Origin of the sequence: Exiguobacterium sp. s140 (assembly GCF_018617035.1) — a bacterium.
Classification (GTDB): domain Bacteria; phylum Bacillota; class Bacilli; order Exiguobacteriales; family Exiguobacteriaceae; genus Exiguobacterium; species Exiguobacterium profundum.
This window is the reverse complement of record NZ_JACSJK010000001.1, coordinates 1-20,045: the sequence shown is the minus strand read 5'-3', so window position 1 is coordinate 20,045 and position 20,045 is coordinate 1. Positions and strand designations below refer to the sequence as shown.

Annotated in this window: 26 protein-coding genes and 1 pseudogene; 5 read left to right on the top strand and 22 right to left on the bottom strand. The window is 48.8% G+C overall.

Features of this window, described 5'->3' with window-relative positions; translation table 11 throughout:
- Positions 1-35 precede the first annotated feature (35 nt).
- Positions 36-215 carry an Lrp/AsnC ligand binding domain-containing protein gene (locus KNO61_RS17145; protein ID WP_078147372.1) on the top strand — a complete coding sequence of 60 codons (180 nt, stop codon included), beginning with the start codon at positions 36-38 and terminating at the stop codon, positions 213-215.
- Between the two features lie 50 nt (positions 216-265).
- Here the strand turns inward: KNO61_RS17145 and KNO61_RS00130 are convergent, their stop codons facing one another.
- The 3 genes from KNO61_RS00130 to KNO61_RS00120 form a co-directional block, all read right to left on the bottom strand.
- Positions 266-1,159, bottom strand: a complete 894-nt coding sequence (locus tag KNO61_RS00130) for an aldo/keto reductase (protein ID WP_078147373.1) — start codon at positions 1,157-1,159, stop codon at positions 266-268.
- Complete coding sequence (locus tag KNO61_RS00125) at positions 1,156-1,659, bottom strand: cupin domain-containing protein (RefSeq protein WP_078147374.1); 504 nt, start codon at positions 1,657-1,659, stop codon at positions 1,156-1,158. The genes KNO61_RS00130 and KNO61_RS00125 overlap by 4 nt, the downstream gene beginning before the upstream one ends.
- A gap of 105 nt (positions 1,660-1,764) precedes the next feature.
- On the bottom strand, positions 1,765-2,067 hold the full coding sequence (locus KNO61_RS00120; protein ID WP_214872445.1) for a winged helix-turn-helix transcriptional regulator: 303 nt from the start codon (positions 2,065-2,067) through the stop codon (positions 1,765-1,767).
- Positions 2,068-2,329: 262 nt separating this feature from the next.
- On the opposite strand from KNO61_RS00120, the gene KNO61_RS00115 reads away from it, so the two are divergent.
- Positions 2,330-3,532: an MFS transporter gene (locus KNO61_RS00115; RefSeq protein WP_214872443.1), complete on the top strand. Its 1,203-nt coding sequence runs from the start codon at positions 2,330-2,332 to the stop codon at positions 3,530-3,532.
- A 10-nt stretch (positions 3,533-3,542) separates the two neighbouring features.
- Positions 3,543-4,490, top strand: coding sequence for an LLM class oxidoreductase (locus KNO61_RS00110; RefSeq protein ID WP_214872441.1), 948 nt, complete (start codon positions 3,543-3,545; stop codon positions 4,488-4,490).
- Between the two features lie 84 nt (positions 4,491-4,574).
- Here the strand turns inward: KNO61_RS00110 and KNO61_RS00105 are convergent, their stop codons facing one another.
- The 16 genes from KNO61_RS00105 to KNO61_RS00030 form a co-directional block, all read right to left on the bottom strand.
- The gene (locus KNO61_RS00105; protein ID WP_012727014.1) at positions 4,575-5,003 is read right to left on the bottom strand and encodes a CBS domain-containing protein; all 429 of its coding nucleotides are present in this window, start codon (positions 5,001-5,003) and stop codon (positions 4,575-4,577) included.
- 254 nt (positions 5,004-5,257) lie between these two features.
- On the bottom strand, positions 5,258-6,061 hold the full coding sequence (locus KNO61_RS00100) for an alpha/beta fold hydrolase (RefSeq protein WP_214872894.1): 804 nt from the start codon (positions 6,059-6,061) through the stop codon (positions 5,258-5,260).
- Positions 6,062-6,136: 75 nt separating this feature from the next.
- The gene (locus KNO61_RS00095) at positions 6,137-7,249 is read right to left on the bottom strand and encodes a M14 family metallopeptidase (RefSeq protein WP_214872440.1); all 1,113 of its coding nucleotides are present in this window, start codon (positions 7,247-7,249) and stop codon (positions 6,137-6,139) included.
- An 86-nt stretch (positions 7,250-7,335) separates the two neighbouring features.
- Positions 7,336-7,734, bottom strand: coding sequence for a hypothetical protein (locus KNO61_RS00090; RefSeq protein ID WP_078147379.1), 399 nt, complete (start codon positions 7,732-7,734; stop codon positions 7,336-7,338).
- 112 nt (positions 7,735-7,846) lie between these two features.
- Positions 7,847-8,314 carry a flavodoxin family protein gene (locus KNO61_RS00085; RefSeq protein WP_214872439.1) on the bottom strand — a complete coding sequence of 156 codons (468 nt, stop codon included), beginning with the start codon at positions 8,312-8,314 and terminating at the stop codon, positions 7,847-7,849.
- 56 nt (positions 8,315-8,370) lie between these two features.
- Positions 8,371-8,811 (bottom strand): hypothetical protein, encoded by a 441-nt coding sequence (locus KNO61_RS00080; protein WP_214872438.1) that lies wholly within the window; start codon positions 8,809-8,811, stop codon positions 8,371-8,373.
- Positions 8,808-9,458, bottom strand: a complete 651-nt coding sequence (locus tag KNO61_RS00075; protein WP_214683772.1) for an SIMPL domain-containing protein — start codon at positions 9,456-9,458, stop codon at positions 8,808-8,810. Before KNO61_RS00075 ends, KNO61_RS00080 begins: the two co-directional genes overlap by 4 nt.
- Before the next feature lie 33 nt (positions 9,459-9,491).
- Positions 9,492-10,235: a hypothetical protein gene (locus KNO61_RS00070; RefSeq protein ID WP_214814088.1), complete on the bottom strand. Its 744-nt coding sequence runs from the start codon at positions 10,233-10,235 to the stop codon at positions 9,492-9,494.
- Positions 10,232-10,774, bottom strand: a complete 543-nt coding sequence (locus KNO61_RS00065) for an RNA polymerase sigma factor (RefSeq protein WP_214814086.1) — start codon at positions 10,772-10,774, stop codon at positions 10,232-10,234. Before KNO61_RS00065 ends, KNO61_RS00070 begins: the two co-directional genes overlap by 4 nt.
- Before the next feature lie 190 nt (positions 10,775-10,964).
- A complete protein-coding gene (gene tnpB / locus KNO61_RS00060) occupies positions 10,965-12,053 on the bottom strand; it encodes an IS200/IS605 family element RNA-guided endonuclease TnpB (protein WP_214814084.1) in 1,089 nt (362 codons plus the stop codon).
- A gap of 253 nt (positions 12,054-12,306) precedes the next feature.
- A complete protein-coding gene (locus KNO61_RS00055; protein WP_214683764.1) occupies positions 12,307-12,477 on the bottom strand; it encodes a hypothetical protein in 171 nt (56 codons plus the stop codon).
- Positions 12,478-12,499: 22 nt separating this feature from the next.
- Positions 12,500-13,036 carry a DUF2812 domain-containing protein gene (locus KNO61_RS00050; protein WP_214814081.1) on the bottom strand — a complete coding sequence of 179 codons (537 nt, stop codon included), beginning with the start codon at positions 13,034-13,036 and terminating at the stop codon, positions 12,500-12,502.
- Complete coding sequence (locus KNO61_RS00045; protein ID WP_214814079.1) at positions 13,033-13,356, bottom strand: PadR family transcriptional regulator; 324 nt, start codon at positions 13,354-13,356, stop codon at positions 13,033-13,035. The genes KNO61_RS00050 and KNO61_RS00045 overlap by 4 nt, the downstream gene beginning before the upstream one ends.
- A 112-nt stretch (positions 13,357-13,468) precedes the next feature.
- Entirely contained in the window at positions 13,469-14,536 is a 1,068-nt protein-coding gene (locus KNO61_RS00040; protein ID WP_214814076.1) for a glycoside hydrolase family 5 protein, read from the bottom strand.
- A 98-nt stretch (positions 14,537-14,634) separates the two neighbouring features.
- The gene (locus KNO61_RS00035) at positions 14,635-15,627 is read right to left on the bottom strand and encodes a tRNA dihydrouridine synthase (protein WP_371816580.1); all 993 of its coding nucleotides are present in this window, start codon (positions 15,625-15,627) and stop codon (positions 14,635-14,637) included.
- Between the two features lie 84 nt (positions 15,628-15,711).
- A complete protein-coding gene (locus tag KNO61_RS00030; RefSeq protein ID WP_214690597.1) occupies positions 15,712-16,326 on the bottom strand; it encodes a TetR/AcrR family transcriptional regulator in 615 nt (204 codons plus the stop codon).
- A 201-nt stretch (positions 16,327-16,527) separates the two neighbouring features.
- On the opposite strand from KNO61_RS00030, the gene KNO61_RS00025 reads away from it, so the two are divergent.
- On the top strand, positions 16,528-17,472 hold the full coding sequence (locus KNO61_RS00025; RefSeq protein ID WP_214872436.1) for a DUF5692 family protein: 945 nt from the start codon (positions 16,528-16,530) through the stop codon (positions 17,470-17,472).
- Between the two features lie 103 nt (positions 17,473-17,575).
- Positions 17,576-18,103 (top strand): AAA family ATPase, encoded by a 528-nt coding sequence (locus tag KNO61_RS00020; protein ID WP_214872435.1) that lies wholly within the window; start codon positions 17,576-17,578, stop codon positions 18,101-18,103.
- On the opposite strand, the gene KNO61_RS00015 is transcribed toward KNO61_RS00020, so the two are convergent.
- The 3 genes and pseudogenes from KNO61_RS00015 to KNO61_RS00005 form a co-directional block, all read right to left on the bottom strand.
- Positions 18,095-18,535: a hypothetical protein gene (locus tag KNO61_RS00015; protein ID WP_214872433.1), complete on the bottom strand. Its 441-nt coding sequence runs from the start codon at positions 18,533-18,535 to the stop codon at positions 18,095-18,097. The two genes, KNO61_RS00020 and KNO61_RS00015, sit on opposite strands and share 9 nt — an antisense overlap.
- A 39-nt stretch (positions 18,536-18,574) precedes the next feature.
- Complete coding sequence (locus KNO61_RS00010; protein WP_214872432.1) at positions 18,575-19,387, bottom strand: DUF4839 domain-containing protein; 813 nt, start codon at positions 19,385-19,387, stop codon at positions 18,575-18,577.
- Between the two features lie 122 nt (positions 19,388-19,509).
- Positions 19,510-20,045: pseudogene (locus KNO61_RS00005) on the bottom strand (IS30 family transposase); the annotation flags it as partial.

Below are 20,045 nucleotides of genomic sequence, written 5' to 3'. Positions count from 1 at the left end.
CAAGAAGCCCCCCCTTCAATTTGCGAAGCAAATAAGTGGCGAGTAGTTCACAACAACAACCGAATGTTTCATTTTGTTATCGCATATCTGGTGACGCCTGTTATTTCATCAAAATGCAATTCTCGTCTTTTTCTGCAGCTGAATCTTTTATCGATGAAGTGATTCCATATGCTCAAACAAAAACACAATTCATCTTTTCAGAAATCGATATTTAATCAACGTGAACATGCAAAAGGACTGGCAAAATTGCCAGTCCTTTATCGTTTTAAATGACGTCTAGCTGTTGTTTCGTCGTCGGTGGTGGGAATGCCTCATCGAGCGCAGCAAAATCCTCCTCACTCATGTCGAGCAAGAGCGCTGCCGCATTCTCCTCGACATGCTCGGCCTGCCCGGCTTTCGGGATGGCGATGACGTGTCCGCTCCGGACCGTCCAAGCAAGTAAGATTTGCGCGACTGAGGCACTATACGACTCCGCAATCCGATTGATCGTTTCGTTATTGAAGACCTCTTCTTTCACGTCACTTCCTTCAGCGAGTGGAGCGTATGCCATGACAGGAATCCCTTGTTCTTTTAGATAAGGAAGGAGGTCATACTCAATCCCGCGACTGCCAAGATGATAGAGCACTTGATTGACCGCGCACTTGTCTCCATTCGGTAGCGACAGCAATTCCTTCATATCGTCCACGTCGAAGTTCGAGACTCCCCATGCCCGAATCTTTCCGTCCGCTTTGAGCTGTTCCATCCCTTGAATCGTCTCCTCGAGCGGGGCATCGCCTCGCCAATGGAGTAAGTAAAGATCCAGGTAGTCCGTCCCGAGTCGTTCGAGCGACGCATCACATGCGCTGACGAGTTTGTCGCCATACGCATTGTATGGATACACTTTCGAGATGAGAAAGACATCTTCGCGTCGGTCTTGGATCGCTTCCCCTACCAACTTCTCAGACTCCCCTTCCCCATACATTTCCGCCGTGTCGATGACATGGAGTCCGCAGTCGATTCCTGTCCGAAGCGCCTCAACCTCGGCATCATGCTTCGATTTGTCTTCCCCCATGCGCCATGTACCTTGTCCGAGTGCGCGCATCTCGCGCCCGTCTTTCAATTTGACGACGTTTTGCTTCAAAGCTGCAAGTAATAAAGAATGTGGTAGTCGTTGATTCATAACGTTTCCTCCTTTGTCCATGCTTCATGTAGTGGACCCGTCGTCCCGAAGACGGGGTCAAACTTCGGCTTTTCGACTTGTTCGATTCGCTTTACGTTGTCCGGTCGTTCTTCCGTCTTTCCGGTCAACGTGTCATAGTCACGACCGTCCGGATACGCCCCGACCACTTGAAAATTTTCACTCGCCTCGATGCGACGATGTCCCGTTCCCGCCGGTAAAACGAGCACGTCTCCCACACTGACGCGTACGAGATCTCCGTTCGTCCCTCCGAGTTGAAGGGTCGCTTCACCTTGTAATACGCCCAATACTTCATGCGTGTTGCTGTGATAGTGATGATAGTCGAACACCCCGTTCACCCAACTGTTCGTCCATTCATTATGGGCGAACGTCTCTCGCATCCCGCTCGGGTCATCAAAGACGCCACGATAGAGGAGCGCCGGATAATCCGGATGGTTGGGAATGGAGCCGTCATCTGTAAACAAAAAAGTTTTCACGTCCATCCTAATTCCCTCCTTGTCTCTGTCCCTGTACCCGACTTGTCACTACGAAAAACGGTCGTCCGTATTGGACGACCGTGATGGTTATGAAATGACCTCTTCACCGGACTAATCGATATGGCACTCGCCCCAGGCGCACATGGCGTCCAAGATTGGCTTGAGTGACCATCCGTACTCAGAGAGTGAGTAAATGACTTTTGGCGGAACTTGCTCGAACACCGTACGAACGACGACACCATCCGCTTCGAGCTCACGCAATTGTTGGGTGAGCATTTTTTGCGTGATGTTCGGCATGAGTTTACGCAGTTCACTCGTCCGTCGCTCCCCTTTAATCAAGTGACACATGATGACGACTTTCCACTTACCGCCGATGACGTCAAGTGTCGCTTCGACCGGAATATTATATGGCATTTCGTTTCCTCCATTTCTTACATAGGCACTTTTTGGTGCCTACCGCACTAAAAAGTACGTACTTCTCAAACTGTTTTCATGCACTTATGATAGCAACTGTAGCAAATCTATACAAGTTCATTTCGCTTGTAACATCCCCTTGAGACGGTAAGGTACTTTTTCGACCGTACTGAACAATAGAGGAAAGTGAAATGTCTTTGCTATCCGGAGACGAAGGGCCCTCGTCTTCCACACTATTTTTATCAACTAGGAGGAACTACTCATGAACCAACCTTATTCACAACCTGTTGAAGAACAGGCACCTAAAAATGGAGGATTGGCGTTACTCGCTCTCGCCATCAGTGCTTTCGGCATCGGAACGACCGAGTTCGTCCCGGTCGGTCTTCTCGCATCCATCGCAAGTGATTTAAACATCGGCATCACTCTCGCGGGTCTCATTATCTCGGGTTACGCGATCGGCGTAGCCGTCGGTGCACCGATTTTGACGGCACTGACGAACCGGATGAACCGCAAGACGTTACTCATGGCACTCATGGTCGTCTTCATCGGCGGAAACTTGGTCTCGGCCATGTCGACCACCTTTGAACTTTTGATTGTCGCCCGATTTATCACCGCATTCTCGCATGGTGTCTTCTTCTCCATCGGGGCAACGATTGCTGTTCAACTCGTATCACCACATAAAAAAGCGAGTGCCATCGCACTCATGTTCACTGGTTTAACTGTCGCAACCGTTACAGGAGTCCCACTCGGTACTTTCATCGGACAAGCGTTCGGATGGCGCGCCACATTCTTCGCCGTCGCAGCACTCGGTGTCATTTCAATCATTGCTAGCTTCTTCTTGATTCCGAAAGATTTGAAACAGTCACCACCAGCGAAGTTCTCAGATATGAAGAAACTGCTCACAAACGGTCGTCTCATGCTCGGGTTCTTGATCACAGCACTCGGTTACGGCGGAACGTTCGTCGCCTTCACGTACTTGACACCCATCATGCAAGACGTGACAAAGATCAGCCCGAGCTTGATCAGTGTCGTCTTACTCGTTTACGGAATCGCGGTCGCTATTGGGAACGCGGTCGGTGGAAAGCTCGCCAACGAAAATCCAGCGAAAGCATTGTTCTATATGTTTATCGTTCACGCAGCGGTCATGATCATCATGTCGTTCATGATTCCGTTCAAAGTGGCAGGTCTGGTCGCCATCGTCTTGATGGGACTCCTCGCCTTCATGAACGTGCCTGGACTTCAACTGTATATCGTGCAATTGGCTGAAAAATATGTACCTGCCGCTGTCGATGTCGCGTCCGCACTCAACATCGCGGCCTTCAACATCGGGATCGCCCTCGGCGCAACAATCGGTGGACTCGTCGCCGATTCAATCGGACTTGTGCATACCCCTTGGGTCGGTGGGATCATGGTCATCATCGCCGTCATCTGGACAGCCATCTCACGTCGTGTGGAAGCCAACTAAGGAGGAACTTATGTTCAACAATCATAAAAGCTACAACCGGATGTATCGGGAGGGCGAGCTCACGCTCGGCCTCCACATCCCTTTAGAAAACTTCAAAATGCGTACTCCGACACTCGAACGTCAAGTCGAGCTTTCTCAAAAGGCAGACGACTATGGCTTCACAGCGCTATGGTTACGTGATGTCTTACTTAAAGACCCAAACTTCTTAGACCCGGCTGTCGGTCAAATCTATGACATGTTGATCTACGGGACACATTTGCTCGGTCAAACGAAAAACATCGCGCTCGGTACGTCCGCGCTCGTCTTGCCACTCCGTCATCCTCTTCGTTCAGCGAAGGAAGTCGCGACGATTGAAGCGTTATTCCCGGAACGGTTGATTCTCGGGATCTCGTCAGGCGACCGTCGGGCCGATTTCAAAGGGCTCGGAGTCGATCACCCGACACGTGGCGACCAGTTCAAAGAATCACTTCGTGTCATGGAGCAGGCGCTCTATAACAACTACCCAACTATTGAATCACCTTATGGGGAAGTTGAACAGGCTACACTTGTGCCGCGTCCGAAGAAACGGATCCCGACGATGATCACTGGATTCGCACAACAAGACATGGACTGGCTTGGGGCAAATGGCGACGGGTGGATGTACTACCCGCAGGCACCTTTTGCGCAACAACAAGTGCTCGACGCGTGGCGTGCGAGCGGTGAAGCGCATGGTCGTGCCTTCCGTCCCTTCTCGATGCCGATGCATCTTGATTTGACGCACGACCCAGACGAGCCACCGACGCCGATTCGTCTCAAATTCCGACTCGGTCGCAACCACTTGATCAAGTTGCTTGAAGCGTATCGTGCCATCGGCGTGAACCACCTCTTCTTCGCTCTCTTCGACGGAGAACGTCCAGCCGAAGAAGTCATCGATGAATTAGGTGAATATGTACTTCCACATTTTCCACCACATGATTGAGGTTTGCCCTACTCCTATTTTTAAAAACGAAGCTGAAAGAAACGTAAAACAAGCCAGAACCGTAAGTCGGTTCTGGCTTGTTCATTATCTGACTTCATTCTCCAATTGTTTCAACTTTGTCGAGTAATACTCGATGATGTCACGGCGTCGGATGATGCCGATGAAATACTTCCCATCATCGACGACCGGCACGAAGTTTTGGTCCGTGATCGCATCGACGAGCTCTTCAATTTGTGCCGTAATCGAGACCGGCTTATAGCGAACGCGTTGCTTGATGTCTTTTAGACGTGTCCGGAGCACTTTTTCATAGTCTTCTTCCCCGCGAAGCTGTTCTGCGAGTGCCCAGAGTAAATCCCCCTCTGTCATCGTCCCGGCGTAAAATCCGTTCTCCGAAACGAGTGGGACAGACGTGAATCGATGATGCTTCATCTTTTCAAGTGCTTGTCGTACCGTTGATTCGGGGTCCAAATATTTGACGTCTTCTTTCGGATATAAAAAGAAAGCGATATTCATTTAAATCTCTCCTCAATCTGTTAATCCACCCCGCTATTGTACCATGAATGGTAGGACAGGTTGAACTAAATCCATGTTCTAATCTGGTTTTATCCCCCTTTCTCCAAAACAACACAAAAAAACATCGTGACTCTAGTCACAGCGATGTTTCAGTGATTCAAAAAATGGAAGGGAACTCCAATTGAATTATACCCGTTTTTGTTGGTTCTTACCCTTATCGACATACAAAAAGCCCCCGATTCGGAGGCCATCGATTATTGAACAAACTGCAGCAACGTATCGTTAAATTTCTCTCGTTCATCCAGCACCATACCGTGTCCACTCTCTTCAAATCGCTCGATTCGCGCGTTCGAGATGCCTTGCTCCATCTGCTCGGCGAATGCGAAAGGACAGATTTTGTCATGTACTCCATGGATGATCAACGTCTCGACATCAATTTTCGGCAGGGCATCTCGCAAATCTTCGTCACGTAACGTCTGTGCCGAGGCAATCGTCCCATGGCTCGACGCGACGAGCGCGAGATGGTGGAACCAGTTTTGCATCGGTTTCGAATGTTCTTTCTCGAAGAAGATTTCCCCGAACCCTTCGAGCATCTTCGGTCGGTCGGCCCGTGTATCGTCAATCAACGCGTCGACTTCGTCCGTTGTCATTCCATATGGATAATCTGCACGCTGTGTAAAGATTGGTGCCGCAGCTCCCGCTAACACTAACTTTTTCAGACCATCCTCTTTATAGTCGGCTGCGTAGCGAACTGCAATCGCCCCACCCATTGAAAAACCGACGAGCGTGAAGTTTTTTAAGCCAAGTCCGTAAACGACCATATGCACATCAGATGCCATCGTCTCATAGTCATATCCCGTCGCCGGGGCATCAGATTTCCCGTATCCTCTGAAGTCAATGCCGATGTAGCGATATCCCGCTTCGACGAGCGCATTCTTCTGATACTCGAACATATTGTTGTTTGCTGGCCAGCCGTGTAAGAAGACGATCGGTTCCCCAGACCCGACATCCTCTACGTATAGATTTGTACCGTCATGTGCAGTAATATATCCCATCATCCAACCTCCACAGTCATTATTTAGCGAAAACACTCACAACCTCATTGTTCCCTGTTCCGGCTTCGAGAAACCCTCTCATGTGTCGCACCAGAGCGCTTCACCTCTTAAATAACCTTCAACGGCTTTCGCTCCTTCTCGTAAAACAGCTTCTCGCCAATCCGCGTTTTCCGGATAGAACATCGCCATGAATTCGTTTCGAATCCCGTTACGTGCCTCAGGGTCCTTTGTTCCTTCAAAGTACAGCCGGTTCTCTAAAATAATCGTTAAAAATTCACGGATGGACGCTTTTGTCGACGTCCCAAACGTACCGAATTCAAATAAAGCAGAAACGAGCCCCTTGTCCGGGTACTCTGTATCGCGCACGTAGTAAAAATGATTCGTCGAATCTCCGAGTACCTCGTCCGGGTCATACACGTTGACGTTGTCGAGACCGTACGCTTGTTTTAGCTCATCTTCCGTGCGACCGTCCCGTTTGCTGATGACCATCGTGACCTCGTTCGTCGGTCCGAGTGCGGTATGCCAATCGAGATGGACGACTTTTCCGTAGCGCTCAAGTAAATCATGTTGAATCCCTTTTAAAAAGATGGCAGACGGTTCGTCTTCTTCTCCCCCGTAATACACACCTTTCGGGAATTGATATTGCCCCATCCCTTTTGCTTCACTCATCGCTTTGAAGCCATCAAGCTTAATTCCAGAGCCGAGAAATGAATAGATCTGTTCACGCGCCTCATGGTAGTCGTCAATTACTCCGTCCGGTACGAAGAGATGGCGCATCAGCTCATATTCACGGTTCACGTTATACGGGACCGCTTCACGATCAATGACGTAATTTCGGTTCAAATCGACATTGTGTTCATTGACACGTCGAAAGTGTTTCATCCCCCATGGATTGACTGCATGAATAAGACAAATCCCCGTCGTTTCATGACGGACATGCGCGAGTTGCGTCTGAACGAATTGATGGGTCACCGCGGCGCCCGCATACCCTTCAATCCCATGTTCCCCGATCGTCATGAGAATCATCGCTTTCCGCTCTCGTTTCGGTTCTCCTAAAATGACGTCGATACTCTCGTCCCCGATCGAGTGTGTCAACAACTCCGCTTTCGGATAAAATCGCTTCACTTCAGACAGTAAATTCAAGAACTTCTCTCGCGACTCTTCGTAAGATGATGAAAAATACTGGCTCATCGCACTCTCCTCCAATCTCTCTTCTCTCTATCCTTTCCCATCCTGAGGCAATCTAAAAACGCCTCCTTTGAGAGGAAACATTTCAATCAAGGGGTGCGGATTCGTTTCGAATGTTGACGTCGGAATGCCATCATATAAAAGATCGGCCCAATTAAAACGGCACCGAATAACCAATAGAGCCCCGCATTCGCATACAGTCCTTCGAAAGAACGGAACACCCAAGCGAGAATGGTGAAGGCGACCATCAACTCGATGGTCCACAATAGCCCACGACGAACCGCTAGGAAGACGGTGTTCGTTTTTTGGAAGAAGGCTGCGACGAATGCGATCAAGAATGCAGGAAAACTCGAGAGCCACAACATTCGATTCAACGAACTTTCAGCAAAGTACGAGTTGCCGAGAGACACGGTGATCAGAAAATGCATCAAGAGGACAAGCACGACGACAATCCAACCGACTAATACATCCCGTTCCATTTTTTTCATCACAACCAGCTTCCTCTCTGAAGAGTTGAATACTATATATTTACCCGCTTTTCATTTCTTCTCGTCCGCTTCAAGAAAAAACGCACTCTGTTTTCAGAATGCGTTTCGTGTATTATCCGACCAACTCCCGCGCCCACGCTTTCGCGCGTTCGAGTTCGCCTTCCTTCAACATCTCCGTCGTCCCATCGACGAGGAACGACTCTTTCTGGACATCCGTCGCCCCTTTTTCAATCATTTCCCCTTCGACTCGATTGACGGCATGACCGAACCAATCGATGATTTTACCAAGAATCGGATTCTGTTTCTCTTTGACGACACTCGTGTCAAAGGCAGCCGTCCGTTTCCCTCGTAACGCATTGTCCGAGATTCCATCCAAAAACACTTTGATGTCTTCCGTTTCGTATCCCCCATGTGTCGGTGAGCCGATGATGACCAGGTCGACATGTGCCAAGTCGCCTAATCCAATGTTCAACACATGTTCCATGCGTGCCTCATGGTCTTTCGACAGTTCTTCCTGCATCGCATGGGCAATCTTTTCAGTATGACCATATAGTGAGTCAAAAATAATCAAGATGTTCATGATAAATCCCCCTTTACCGAACCTTTCTTTATTCCCGTTCCCATTTCCACGTTCGTTCATGCTTCTTTTTGGTACAGCGAACTTCGCTTGAAGAACGACCAACTTATCATGATGATGCCCATCCCGAGCAGCAAATAGCCGAAGAAGGTGATAAAATCACGTGAATGATACGGTGCTTCGAATCGATATTCCGCTCGTTTCCACTCCGAACCGTCCTCAACTGCAATGACGTCTTCCACAGACTCCCCGTCGACTTCACGGTACACCGTCCCAATCGGATATCCGTTCGAAGCATTCCCGTAGTAACGTCCCGTCTCATCATTGACCACTGTCTCCACTTCACCGATCACGTCACCGAGTGCATCCTCTTCGATTGTTGTGTCAAGCACTTCATATGCGTTTCGATCGAACACGACAAACGTATAGGCCCAAGAGAGAGCGGATACGGGCAGCGCAATCGAGAGTGAAAGGAGCATCAAGAAAATCAGTCGCCTCATTTGAGACTCCAGACGAATGTGGCCGAATCACTGACATCAATGTCATCTGGCTCAAGTTCAGGCATTCGTGATTCCGAATAGACGACGTCCTGACTATAGAGGACGTTTGTAGGCGAGAACAGATGAATCTCTCCCCATGTGTAGTCAATTTGAAGCAAGTCTCCGAGTTCAGCGCCTGCTCCTTTCGCAAGAAGCTCTGCTCGTTTCCTCGCATTCTCCGCGGCACTCACCAATAGCTGATCCTCGATCGCATTCGGGTCTTTCATCGTGAAGCGAATGGAGAGTTTCGGATTTGCCCGAGATTGACTGATTTGTTCGATGACGTCCGATAGTTTAGACGTATCGAGCGCAAATTCGAGCTTCGTTTTCTGTTTACAGACATATCCGACAAACCGCGACCGATAATTCTCATCTCGATCGCGATAGCTCTCGTATTCCGTATCGATCGAAAAGTCACTCGTTTTGAGGTCCGTCTTGTCAAAACCAGCACGCGTGATGGCTTTTTGAAGATGGGACACCGCACTTGCCGCCTCGGTCATCGTATCTTCGTACCGTGGCGCTTTCGAGACGAGGTCCATGTGAATCACAATCAAATCCGGTCGAGATGAGACGTTCCCTGTCCCTTTAACGGTAATCTTCCGTTCCATATCCATTTCCCCCTTATCGATTTGAGTTCTCCATTATTCTGAAAATCGCGTCATCATCCAGTGCTCTACTTCATCGAGTGAGTCCAAACCTTGTAAGGACGGGTGAGCATCCCTCTCGAACAAGAGTCCGTTCGGCGTATCTAAAAACAGATAGCGTTCCCCATCCGGAAAACCGTAATCGGCAATGTCTTTCAATCGGAGCGTGGCATCATTTTGTTCCCAGACAAACTCGTCATCGTATGGAATCGGCATGAAAATCCCTTCCATGCCTTGTTTCACGTGCGAGATAACGGACGCATCTGTTGTCTGTCCGGTTTCCTTGATGGCATCAGCACGAACAATCAAATCTTTCCCGACTTGTACATCCCCACGATACACATTGGATACGTGTATCGTAATAAGTGACTGATATTCGGTCTCTCCGTTGAAATCAATCTCGATATGTCGAATGTTCGTGACCGTTCCTCGGACCACGACCGGATTCCATTTCGAAAAGAGTTCATCCTCGGTCATGTCCATCATATTTTCCTTGGAAATATCTGATGTCACTTTTGATTGGTCGACAATGTGAACGGAATTCGCAGTGGAATCCGTAGATAATAGGATGCGTTCGTTCCAGACATTCGATGTGAAGAGCATGAACCCCGCAGCGATCGCAACGAGAAGTCCCCCTCCCCATTTCAGTCGTTGATAAGGTTTTCGCTCTATCATCATCGATTCCTCTATATACCGGTCATCGACTTCACCGAGTAGTCGAAGGATCTGGTCATTTTTCATACACGAACTCCTTCTGCTTCAAGCGCTCGCTGTAACGCATCCCGCGTGCGCTTCAAGGTCATTTTGACATGGCTCTCCCCGAGCTCGTGTGTCGTTGCGATTTCTTGAATCGAGTGTAAATAGAAATAACGTTGCATGAACATCACCCTTGTCAGTCGAGGTAGGTTTGCTAGAAATTCATTCAACACGTCGACGAGGTCTTCGTCTTTCATCGATTCCGTAAGGACATGTTCTAGTTCTTCATAGACGAGCGGTACTTCCCCACTGCCACGTTTTTTTGCATGATTCTTCTTATAACGCTGTAGTGCGAGATTTCGCACGATCTTCGTCAAATACGCTCCGAGTCGAAGCGGACGTGTCGGCGGGATCGACTCCCACGCTTTCATATATAAATCGTTCAAACACTCCTCTGTGTCTTCGCGATTCTGTAGAATATTATAAGAAACACGATGACAATAGCTTCCGTATTTCTTCTTCGTCGCGACAATTGCATACTCCGATCGTTCCCAGTACCAATCGATGATGACCTGGTCATCCATCCAGTTACCCCCTTCGTATAATCCCTCTATACCTATAGATCCCAATCTCATATCATCCGTCACAATCTAGTGAACTACTCGCCACTTATTTGCTTCGCAAATTGAAGGGGGAGCTTCTTGGGAAGACCGTGCTCTTACCAGCCACGGTTGTTTACCAAGCTCGTCGGGCAGTCCCTGCCCTGAATGGTTGTCAGTCGGCCAACATCAATAGGTTGATGCTCGCGTTGATGTCTCGGTCATGATGCGCGCCACAGGTACACGTCCATTCACGGACATCCATCGCCTTCTTCTCGCCTTTTACGCCGCAAGAAGAACAGATCTGCGTCGATGCGAACCATTGATCCGCCTTGATGAGCTTCCGTCCGTAGAAGTTTGATTTGTATTCGAGTTGACGGACGAACTCGTACCAACTGACATCCCCGATGAACTTGGCGAGCTTATGGTTTTGCATCATATCCTTCGACTTCAATGTCTCCACGACGATGACTTGGTTCTCGTCAACGATCCGTCTCGACAGCTTATGAAGGAAGTCCTTGCGTTGGTTGGCAATCTTTTCGTGTTTCTTAGCCAAAAGTAATTTTGCTTTTTCACGGTTCTTGCTTCCGATCTTCTTTCGCGACAGCGCCCGTTGCGCCTTCTTGACCTTCGCCTCAGATTTTCGGAGAAAGCGAGGGTTGTCGACCTTCTCCGAGACCATCGCGTCGTTCGTCATGACGGCGAAATGTTCCAGGCCGAGATCGATCCCGACCTTGTTCTCGGCTGGAATCCATGGTGCATCGTCCTGTTTGACGAGGATGGAGACAAAGAACTTGCCTGTCTTGGTCATCGAGACCGTCGCCGACCGGATGACGCCCTCGAACGGGCGATGTTGTGTGAACCGCACGAACCCGACCTTCGGCAGACGGACTTTGCCCGCCTCGATGCGGATCGTGCCATGCTGGTTGTTCGTCGTGTAGGAGGCGCGCGACCGTCGTCTCGATTTGAAGTTCGGGAAGCCGCCCGTCCCGGCGAAGAACTTCGCGAACGCGGTGTCGAGGTTCAGTTTCGCGTTCGCGAGCGCGAGGCTGTCCGCCTCGGCGAGGAACGGGAACAGGGGCTTGTAGGAGGCGGGTGTCGCCGGTTTCCGTCTCGCTCCGTTCCCCGCTTTCGCCTCCTCGCGGATGGCGATGCGGTCCTCGAGCAGTTTGTTGTAGATGAACCGGGCGCAGCCGATTGTCCGGACCAGGAACTCGGCCTGTGCCTGCGTTGGGTGGAGCCTGTATTTATAGCCTTTCAGCATGTCCGTCCCTCCTCCCTCCAGCAGATCGTGATGTGTCCTCCTCGTCCGATACCCGCGGAAGGGGAGGGAGAATCTGACGGAATCACGAACTTTTGTTCGTCATATCTGTCACAGGGGGAAAAGACGTTTGGACCGGGCGATTCATCTTCCACCTACGCCGGGCTACGCCCCGAGACGCTTAGAGGAGGGAGATTTCTCGCCTGATTTAGTTAAAAAACCTCGTCATCTAGACGAGGAATGATATCCTGATTCATCATTGCTTCCAAATCGATACGACAAGCCCGCCAATGTAGCCAATCATCGCCCCGCTCGCAATCCCATATACCAGCTCGATATCGAAGAAGAACGAGAGAACCACACCGAGTGTCGTTCCCGCAATCAATCCGAAACAAATGATACAGTCTTTCCATTCTGGTGAATCCATCTTGCTCCTCCTAACCATGCGCTCAATCTGACGACTTCATCTCTCCAATCGTTTTGAGACCTTTTAGTGTCCTGACTTTCCGAGTATGATGCTGTACCGCATAAGCCAACATCGCGACGACAGCTATGTTCAATAGGACGGTCCACTGCGCATATGGATTGGAAAGATTCGCTACCACCACAACAAAGTTGGCGGCTAGCACTGCGCCATATAGTTGGATGATTCGTTTTTCTCGCTGAATCATCGAATCAAAATCCGAATATAATTGGAACGGTCCGTCACTCGTTCGTTTTCGTAAAAAGATCCACCGATACGACGTATCGACCACTTCGACTCCAACCTCATCTAAGAATGCCATATACGCCTTCGACTCGGTGTGAGAAGGTAAGTTAGACAACAATTCGATTCGGTAGGTGAACGTCCCAGGTTCGACTTGTTTGAACACATATCGCATCAAACGAAAGGATTCGAGTGCCCATCCGCTTTGAGCCATCTCGTTGAGCCACTTCTCTTCCTTCTCATAATCAACAAAGATGCGATAGATCGTTTTCGTCTTCATGTGTCCAACTCCTTCGTCCATTCATGTCCGTGCTGCACCAGTTCTTCTAGTCGCCTTAATTCCGACCGAAGTGCCTCTCGACCAGTTGCCGTGATTTCATACTCTTTCTTCCGCCCCGTACCTTCGAGCGCCTGAATCCATCCTCGCTCTACCAGACTACTGAGGGCGCCGTATAACGTACCTGGGGCGAGTTGAACCCGCCCATCGCTCAATTCTTGAACGAATTGCATCATCCCATACCCATGTCTCGGGACTTGAAGAGACAACAATATATAATAAACGGCCTCGGTTAATGCGCCTGTACTCGACTGTTGTGTCACGTATCCTACTCCTTTATATCGTGTTTCGTTATATCGTCATCCGATATATCAAAAATATCCTATTTTGGTCTATAAATCAATAAAATCCTGTCTGCATCCATCGCAAACAAGATTATGTTTTAAATAATGTAAGGGCAAGATCAGGTTGAAGATCCGATTGCATAAGCGATAATCGGGCATCTGAACGAAACAGTCCCATGACTGTCGACTGAAAGTCCCAATAGGTAAAACCGATGCCCGCTTCATTTAATAATATGATGAAATCATTCACATAAGCCAAACCGCCTCGTCCATCTTCAAAACAATGATGAATCAAACCGAACTCGCTGATGAAAATCGGGACCTCATGCATCACTCGTAAATGAAGAAGTGGTTCGAGCTGTCGGGCAAGATAGGATTGATCGCGTGGCATATCGCCTTCCAGTGTAGACTCCAACAGAGAGCGATCCGGATAAACGCCACCCTCTTCATGAACACCAACCCACTCCGCATACTGGTGGGTATACGAAAAAGGATCGTAAAAGTGAAGGTCATACATCACATTCGGATTATCTAACAAAATCCACTCTCTCGATAGGTCGTCGTGTTTCATACCATTCGTACCATAACATGGCGCGACAATGAAAATACGGCGCGAGTCGAGAGCATATAATTCGTCTACAGTCGTCTGTAGTAATTGACGATATGCCTCTCCAGTCCCATCAATCGTAGCAGGAGCATTGAACAAGTCGAACGCTGCAATCGCCTCGCCACGTGTCGTTCCTTTATAACGTGTCAGTAAAGTCCGCCAAATCCAACGAAATCGTTCCTGTTTCGACAGATCGCTCCAAAGAGAATAATCTGGTTCAGGACGATCGTCCATCCAGTCCGCTCCCGGCGGCAAAATGAGGCAAAGAATGACGTACAATCCGTTTGTTTGAGCGAAATCAAGTTGTCGATCTAACCATTCGAGACCGGCTGTTTCCTCTACAAACGGTTCACGTTCGATCAAGCGAGCGTGGAACGTGAGACGAACAACATTCGCTCCCACTTCTCGCATGACACGATATGGCTCATCCGTCGGATACAGTTCCGTGACCACTTGTGTCGGCTCCCAATATAAGGCCGTCAACGTGAAACCACGCAACCGAACAACGTCTCCTGTCGTATTGACCAAATGTTGTCCTTGAACGTGTAGCATCCGCTCTCCCTCCTTTTTAATTCTCTTTCTTTTCATTCGTCCCGTAAATGACTTTTCCTGCAAAAAAAAGATACGAGTATGCCTCGTATCCAGTAAGCTTATTCAGCAGCCAGCGCTGCCTCTTCTTCATGATATTTCTCGACAAAGGCATCGAGTAACGCTCGTACCTCATCCGTCGATTTCGTTTCCATCAAGTTATGGCGTAGCTCGCTCGCCCCACGGAATCCTTTGACATAAATCTTGAAGAAACGGTGCAAGTTCGAAATCGAACGCGGCACGTCTTCTTGGAATTTATCCTGAAGGTCCAGTTGCAGACGCAATAGATCAAGGTGTTCTTCCATCGAGTGCTCGCGTGGCTCTTTCTCGAACGCGAACGGGTTCTTGAAAATCCCGCGACCGATCATGACACCATCGACCCCGTATTTTTCAACGAGCTCGAGTCCCATTTGACGGTCGAGGATGTCCCCGTTGATGGTGATGAGCGTATCCGGGGCGATCTCGTCCCGCAACTTCACGATGTCCGGGATCATTTCCCAGTGCGCGTCGACTTTACTCATCTCATTGCGCGTGCGCAAGTGAATCGACAAGTTGGCGATGTCTTGTTTCAAGAGATGCGTCAACCAGTCACGCCACTCATCGAGCTTCGCGTAGCCGAGTCGCGTTTTGACGCTGACAGGGAGACCACCGGCTTTTGCTGCTTGAATGAGCTCAGCCGCAACTTCCGGACGGAGAATAAGACCGCTCCCCTTCCCACGTTTCGCCACGTTCGGGACCGGGCAACCCATATTGATATCGAGTCCTTTATAGCCCATCTCGGCCATCCCGATACTCATTTGACGGAAATATTCCGGATTGTCTCCCCAGATGTGGGCGACCATCGGCTGTTCGTCCTCAGTGAACGTCAAACGACCACGGAGGCTACCTTTTCCTTCCGGATGGCAATAGCTGTCCGAGTTCGCGAATTCTGTGAAGAAGACGTCCGGGCGTCCCGCGTGGGCGACGACATGACGGAAGACGACATCGGTCACATCTTCCATCGGGGCAAGTATAAAGAACGGACGCGGAAGGTCGCGCCAAAAGTTTTCTTTCATCGTAAAATCAGTTCCTTTCATCCATACAGTCCAACAAAATCACTCATCTATTCTATTATGTCCGTCGGATTGTATCAACTGACATTACTCATGATCCGTTTCTTTCGAGCGAATGAGTTGAAAAAAGTGCGGGAATCCTTCGGTCAATAAGTAATGAAGCACACGATTCGTGTATTCCGGTTCAATCGTTCCCGTGCGAAGTAGCGTCTGGAGCACCATCCCGTCAATCCCGGCCATCGTCCATGTGGCGACCGCCTGAGTCATCGGCCCTTGCTCGACTCCGTAAGCCCGTACAAAGATCGCCTCAATCCGTGTAATCCAGTCTTGATATTTCTCTCTGAACTTTTGTTCGATGTCCTCATTGCCAATCATCGCTTCGTGGGCGAGATAAAATTGAAGTCGGCTCTCCGCATCTTTTTGAAGGCGCTCCTGCATACCTTCATAGATTTCCTGAATAATCACCGCCGCTTCCTTTCGATCGTCATGGGAGACGGTCTCAATGCGTTTTACCTCACCGAGCCCCTCGTCCATCACGTCATATAGAATCGCCTCTTTAGACGTGTAGTAATGATAAATCGCACCCGTACTGAATCCGGCCCGCTCCGCAATCCCTCGGAGCGTCGTGCCTTTGATGCCCTGTTCGACGATGATTTCACGCGCAGCTTGTAAGATTTTCAACTTTCCTTCGTTCATCATCATCTCGCACCCTCCTCTGTTTTCAACGCTCATTATACCATAATGATGTGGCAAACTTTCGACACTTCCATGTGAGCTCCCACCCCCTATTGACAGCGCTTATAATAGTTTGTTACACTTTTCACATAAACATAACGAACGTTCGGTATGTTTAGTCATTGCATTTATTTCTGTTTATCTCATTTTCGAAAGGAGTGTCATGTTATGTTTTTCTTCGAATCAATGCCTTGGTATAACGTCGTCATGTGGTTCGTCGTCCTTGGACTGCTGATGGGGTTTAACGAGTTCGTCCGTTCTGGTAAACGGGCGAGCCAACTTATGTTCATGGCGTTACCGATCGCACTGACTCCAATCTGGTTGTTTGTCGTCGATTCGGAAATCACGTCATGGTTCCATTGGGTGAAGGTGTATTCGGCACTCGCCGGCGCGCTCATCTACATGGTCATCCGCTTCACGAACTACCATAAGAAACATCCTTGGTATTTAGTACTCGTCCCGGCCATTCTTGCCATTAATATCCTGGAGGCCGTTATACGGGAGTTTCAAGTCGGCTTCATGGGATTCAACGGAGTCGTCGACGGTATGAATTACATCTCCGGTGGGTGGAACTACGTCAACGCCTTCGCCGGAATTTTGAACATCCTCACGATCTGTGGCTGGTTTGGGATCTTTGCGACGTCCGGTAAGCGAGTCGATATGATTTGGCCGGACCAAACGAAATTGTGGATCATCGCATATGGGATTTGGAACATTTCCTACGTCTATTCGTGTGCACCGGGTAACGCATTTTATTCCGGATTTGCGTTGAACATTGCCGCAACCATCCCTGCCCTCCTTTGGGCGAAAGGAACATGGATGCAAAACCGTGCCCAAACACTCTCGATTTGGATGATGTGGGTCATGACCTTCCCTTACTTCTTTGCGGTCGGTAGTACGTTCAATGTGAGCGTCTCATATAATCCGGCAGCAAACTGGACGCTTGCACTCATCAGTCTTGCCCTCAATGTTGCGCTCGCCGTCATGCAGGTATCACGTATTATGAAACGACGTCTCAACCCGTTGAAAGACGAGCTGTGGACCGATACCGAAGAATACAAACAAGTCGGTGCGTTACGAGAAACAGAATCACCTAATCCTAAGACAGCATGACAATACCCCATAGTAGATGGAATTCGAATTCCGCTACTATGGGGTATTTTTTGTAGGACTCCATTGTAGTCATAGAGAATATAAACACGAAAGGATGATAACAATGATTTTATGGATTAACGGCGCATTCGGTTCGGGCAAGACGACCTGTGCCAAGCTACTTGAGAAACAGTTGCCGAATGCGTTTCTCTACGACCCGGAGCAAGCCGGATTTTTCATTCGAGACCAATTGCCGAAAAGTCTTCAACAGCCCGATTTTCAGCACCATCCGGAGTGGAGGGAGTTCAACTATCGAATGCTGTCGAAGATTGCCACGTCTTTCGATGGGGTCATCCTCGTTCCGATGACACTGGTGGACGCAACGTATGTAGATGAAATCATCGGTCGACTTCAGCGGGACGGCGTAGACGTACGTCACCTCATCCTTGAAGCGAATCGACAGACGCTCGTGAAACGATTGAATAAACGTTTCGAATGGTTCAACTCTTGGGGGAAAGCGCAGATTGATCGCTGCCAGTCCGCATTTCAATCTGAAATCCATGCAGAAAAAATTATAACGGATCACCTCTCAAAACAAGATGTTGCGCGAGCGGTCGCCAATCATATCGGTCTCACACTTTCCTCAAAATGATTCAGATTCATACATCGCTTCGACCGACTCGTCTTCCCATCGAATGACGAGCTCGCTTGCATGGGAAAGATTCAACTCCACCGTCTCACATGTCGTATCCGTCAACCACATGCAGCGGAACAACAGTTGCCGATATCCGTACAGTTCATCGATGATTTCGAAGCGCCCCATTTTAACAAACTGACCCAATTGTTCGATCGGACATACCGAATAAGTGGATTCACCGAAGCGGACGAGCGACGAAGAATCCCGGTCTACGTTAGAGATGGTCACGACGGCACGTCCCGTCCATACCGCTTCTTTCTTGAACAAGTCACGGATCCCATCCGCATAAACGAGACGGATTGTCGAACCCATAAAAGTCGCTTCCGTGATGACCGCGTCATGCAGGGAAAGCGGGACGTTACGGTTTCGCATCGTATATTGTTTCATCGAATTCCTCCTGAATCTACATATTCAACAGAATCACAATTATCTCATTTGGATTGAAACCGGATCAATTAAAAATAAATTAGATGCCTCTTCATACTCAATTACTTCAGCAGTAATGCGTATATTATGACCAATTCCAAAAGGGTCTGGAATATTTTCGCCAGTTAAATTTAAATCATTATAATTCACATCACGGAGCTGAAAATTAGGACCTGGTGTTTCTCCTTCAGTATAGTCTCCTACAAGTATCAAATAGTCGAATCGAGTATCATAACTTCCGTGTTTATTTACGTATGCAGTGTGCGCATCAAATTCAATCAATCTACCTTCATACTCTTTTGCAAAATCTTGAAGCAACGGATCCGACTCGAAATCTACGCTCAATACAGCATTTAATTCTTTACTATTATCTCTCGTAAGAGTTTCGGGTTCTTCTTCAGTTACCTCTTCAACCTCTTCATCATTTCCTGAACTATCTTTCTCATCTTTAGAACGGTTGCTCTCACTTGATTCATCATTTTCAAATGTATGGTATGTGATGATAATTTCTTCATCCTCCGCAACCCATTGTCCTTCAGAGTAATCAGTTTTCCCACCTATAGAAACTTCTTCAATTTCTCCATCTTTTGTAATCCAACCGGTAACTAAGTCCTCGATTGCTTTTGTTTTTATATCTTTAAATCCACTTTTTTCAAGGTCAGCCATCACTTCTTTATAGTTTTCGCCTTCATAATAGCTAGCAGATGTAGGAATTTTTATTTGACCTTCATGGTCACTTGCCTCATCCCCACATCCAACTAGTACTGACGTTAGACCAAAAATCATTATGCCGTTTAGAATTTTCTTATTCATATATAATTATCCTCCTGAAAATTGAATCATGTTTTTTAAAGTATGGCAATAAAGAGATTAAATTACCATATGAAAATTATATTTTTAACGAATTTCCATTTTATACTTTCGACAGTTTGGCAAATTAAGCGCAACACTTCCTCAGTGAAGATCTCGTGTGCGGTTCTCCAGTTCAGGCATTTCCTCGGTCGCCCGTTGATTTTGGCGAGCGCGTCCGCGAGTTCGCCGTCTCGAACGTGCCTTCCGGGAAGGCGCCGTTCACCGCATGGATCGCCCCCTCCATCGAGGCCGCGGTGCGGTCCGCGATCGGCAGGACGAGATAGAACCGGCTCTTCCGTTCGATGAACGTCGCGACGCATGCCTTCGATTTCCCACGTCCGGAGACGACGGTGTCGAGCTCCCAATGCCCGAATGTCCGGCGCTCCTTGACCTCTGGCGGTCGTTTCGAGATGGGGAGTCCGATGTTGATGCGCCCGCGCGTCTCGGTCGGATTTTGACGTTTCCCCTTCTGGCGGAGCACGGTCTGGGGCACGTCGATCCGTCCCGCATAGATCCAACGGTAGATGGTAGAGAAGGCAATTATTCCTGTGTAGAGGCGGCCGACGATCTGTTCCGGAGACCAGGTCGCACGCAGCTTCTCGACGATCGTCCGGCGCAT

What these genes read in the sequence shown, in the direction of transcription:
- KNO61_RS00090 (WP_078147379.1), bottom strand. Translation starts at nt 7,734, where the DNA reads ATGAAAAAAATGGAACGGGATGTATTAGTCGGTTGGATTGTCGTCGTG.
- KNO61_RS00020 (WP_214872435.1), top strand. Translation starts at nt 17,576, where the DNA reads ATGATTTTATGGATTAACGGCGCATTCGGTTCGGGCAAGACGACCTGT.
- KNO61_RS00130 (WP_078147373.1), bottom strand. Translation starts at nt 1,159, where the DNA reads ATGAATCAACGACTACCACATTCTTTATTACTTGCAGCTTTGAAGCAA.
- KNO61_RS00110 (WP_214872441.1), top strand. Translation starts at nt 3,543, where the DNA reads ATGTTCAACAATCATAAAAGCTACAACCGGATGTATCGGGAGGGCGAG.
- KNO61_RS00025 (WP_214872436.1), top strand. Translation starts at nt 16,528, where the DNA reads ATGTTTTTCTTCGAATCAATGCCTTGGTATAACGTCGTCATGTGGTTC.
- KNO61_RS00070 (WP_214814088.1), bottom strand. Translation starts at nt 10,235, where the DNA reads ATGAAAAATGACCAGATCCTTCGACTACTCGGTGAAGTCGATGACCGG.
- KNO61_RS00095 (WP_214872440.1), bottom strand. Translation starts at nt 7,249, where the DNA reads ATGAGCCAGTATTTTTCATCATCTTACGAAGAGTCGCGAGAGAAGTTC.
- KNO61_RS00075 (WP_214683772.1), bottom strand. Translation starts at nt 9,458, where the DNA reads ATGGAACGGAAGATTACCGTTAAAGGGACAGGGAACGTCTCATCTCGA.
- KNO61_RS00085 (WP_214872439.1), bottom strand. Translation starts at nt 8,314, where the DNA reads ATGAACATCTTGATTATTTTTGACTCACTATATGGTCATACTGAAAAG.
- tnpB (WP_214814084.1), bottom strand. Translation starts at nt 12,053, where the DNA reads ATGCTGAAAGGCTATAAATACAGGCTCCACCCAACGCAGGCACAGGCC.
- KNO61_RS00035 (WP_371816580.1), bottom strand. Translation starts at nt 15,627, where the DNA reads ATGAAAGAAAACTTTTGGCGCGACCTTCCGCGTCCGTTCTTTATACTT.
- KNO61_RS00125 (WP_078147374.1), bottom strand. Translation starts at nt 1,659, where the DNA reads ATGGACGTGAAAACTTTTTTGTTTACAGATGACGGCTCCATTCCCAAC.
- KNO61_RS00105 (WP_012727014.1), bottom strand. Translation starts at nt 5,003, where the DNA reads ATGAATATCGCTTTCTTTTTATATCCGAAAGAAGACGTCAAATATTTG.
- KNO61_RS00100 (WP_214872894.1), bottom strand. Translation starts at nt 6,061, where the DNA reads ATGATGGGATATATTACTGCACATGACGGTACAAATCTATACGTAGAG.
- KNO61_RS00040 (WP_214814076.1), bottom strand. Translation starts at nt 14,536, where the DNA reads ATGCTACACGTTCAAGGACAACATTTGGTCAATACGACAGGAGACGTT.
- KNO61_RS00015 (WP_214872433.1), bottom strand. Translation starts at nt 18,535, where the DNA reads ATGAAACAATATACGATGCGAAACCGTAACGTCCCGCTTTCCCTGCAT.
- KNO61_RS00050 (WP_214814081.1), bottom strand. Translation starts at nt 13,036, where the DNA reads ATGAAGACGAAAACGATCTATCGCATCTTTGTTGATTATGAGAAGGAA.
- KNO61_RS00115 (WP_214872443.1), top strand. Translation starts at nt 2,330, where the DNA reads ATGAACCAACCTTATTCACAACCTGTTGAAGAACAGGCACCTAAAAAT.
- KNO61_RS00030 (WP_214690597.1), bottom strand. Translation starts at nt 16,326, where the DNA reads ATGATGATGAACGAAGGAAAGTTGAAAATCTTACAAGCTGCGCGTGAA.
- KNO61_RS00055 (WP_214683764.1), bottom strand. Translation starts at nt 12,477, where the DNA reads ATGGATTCACCAGAATGGAAAGACTGTATCATTTGTTTCGGATTGATT.
- KNO61_RS00065 (WP_214814086.1), bottom strand. Translation starts at nt 10,774, where the DNA reads ATGGATGACCAGGTCATCATCGATTGGTACTGGGAACGATCGGAGTAT.
- KNO61_RS00080 (WP_214872438.1), bottom strand. Translation starts at nt 8,811, where the DNA reads ATGAGGCGACTGATTTTCTTGATGCTCCTTTCACTCTCGATTGCGCTG.
- KNO61_RS00120 (WP_214872445.1), bottom strand. Translation starts at nt 2,067, where the DNA reads ATGCCATATAATATTCCGGTCGAAGCGACACTTGACGTCATCGGCGGT.
- KNO61_RS00010 (WP_214872432.1), bottom strand. Translation starts at nt 19,387, where the DNA reads ATGAATAAGAAAATTCTAAACGGCATAATGATTTTTGGTCTAACGTCA.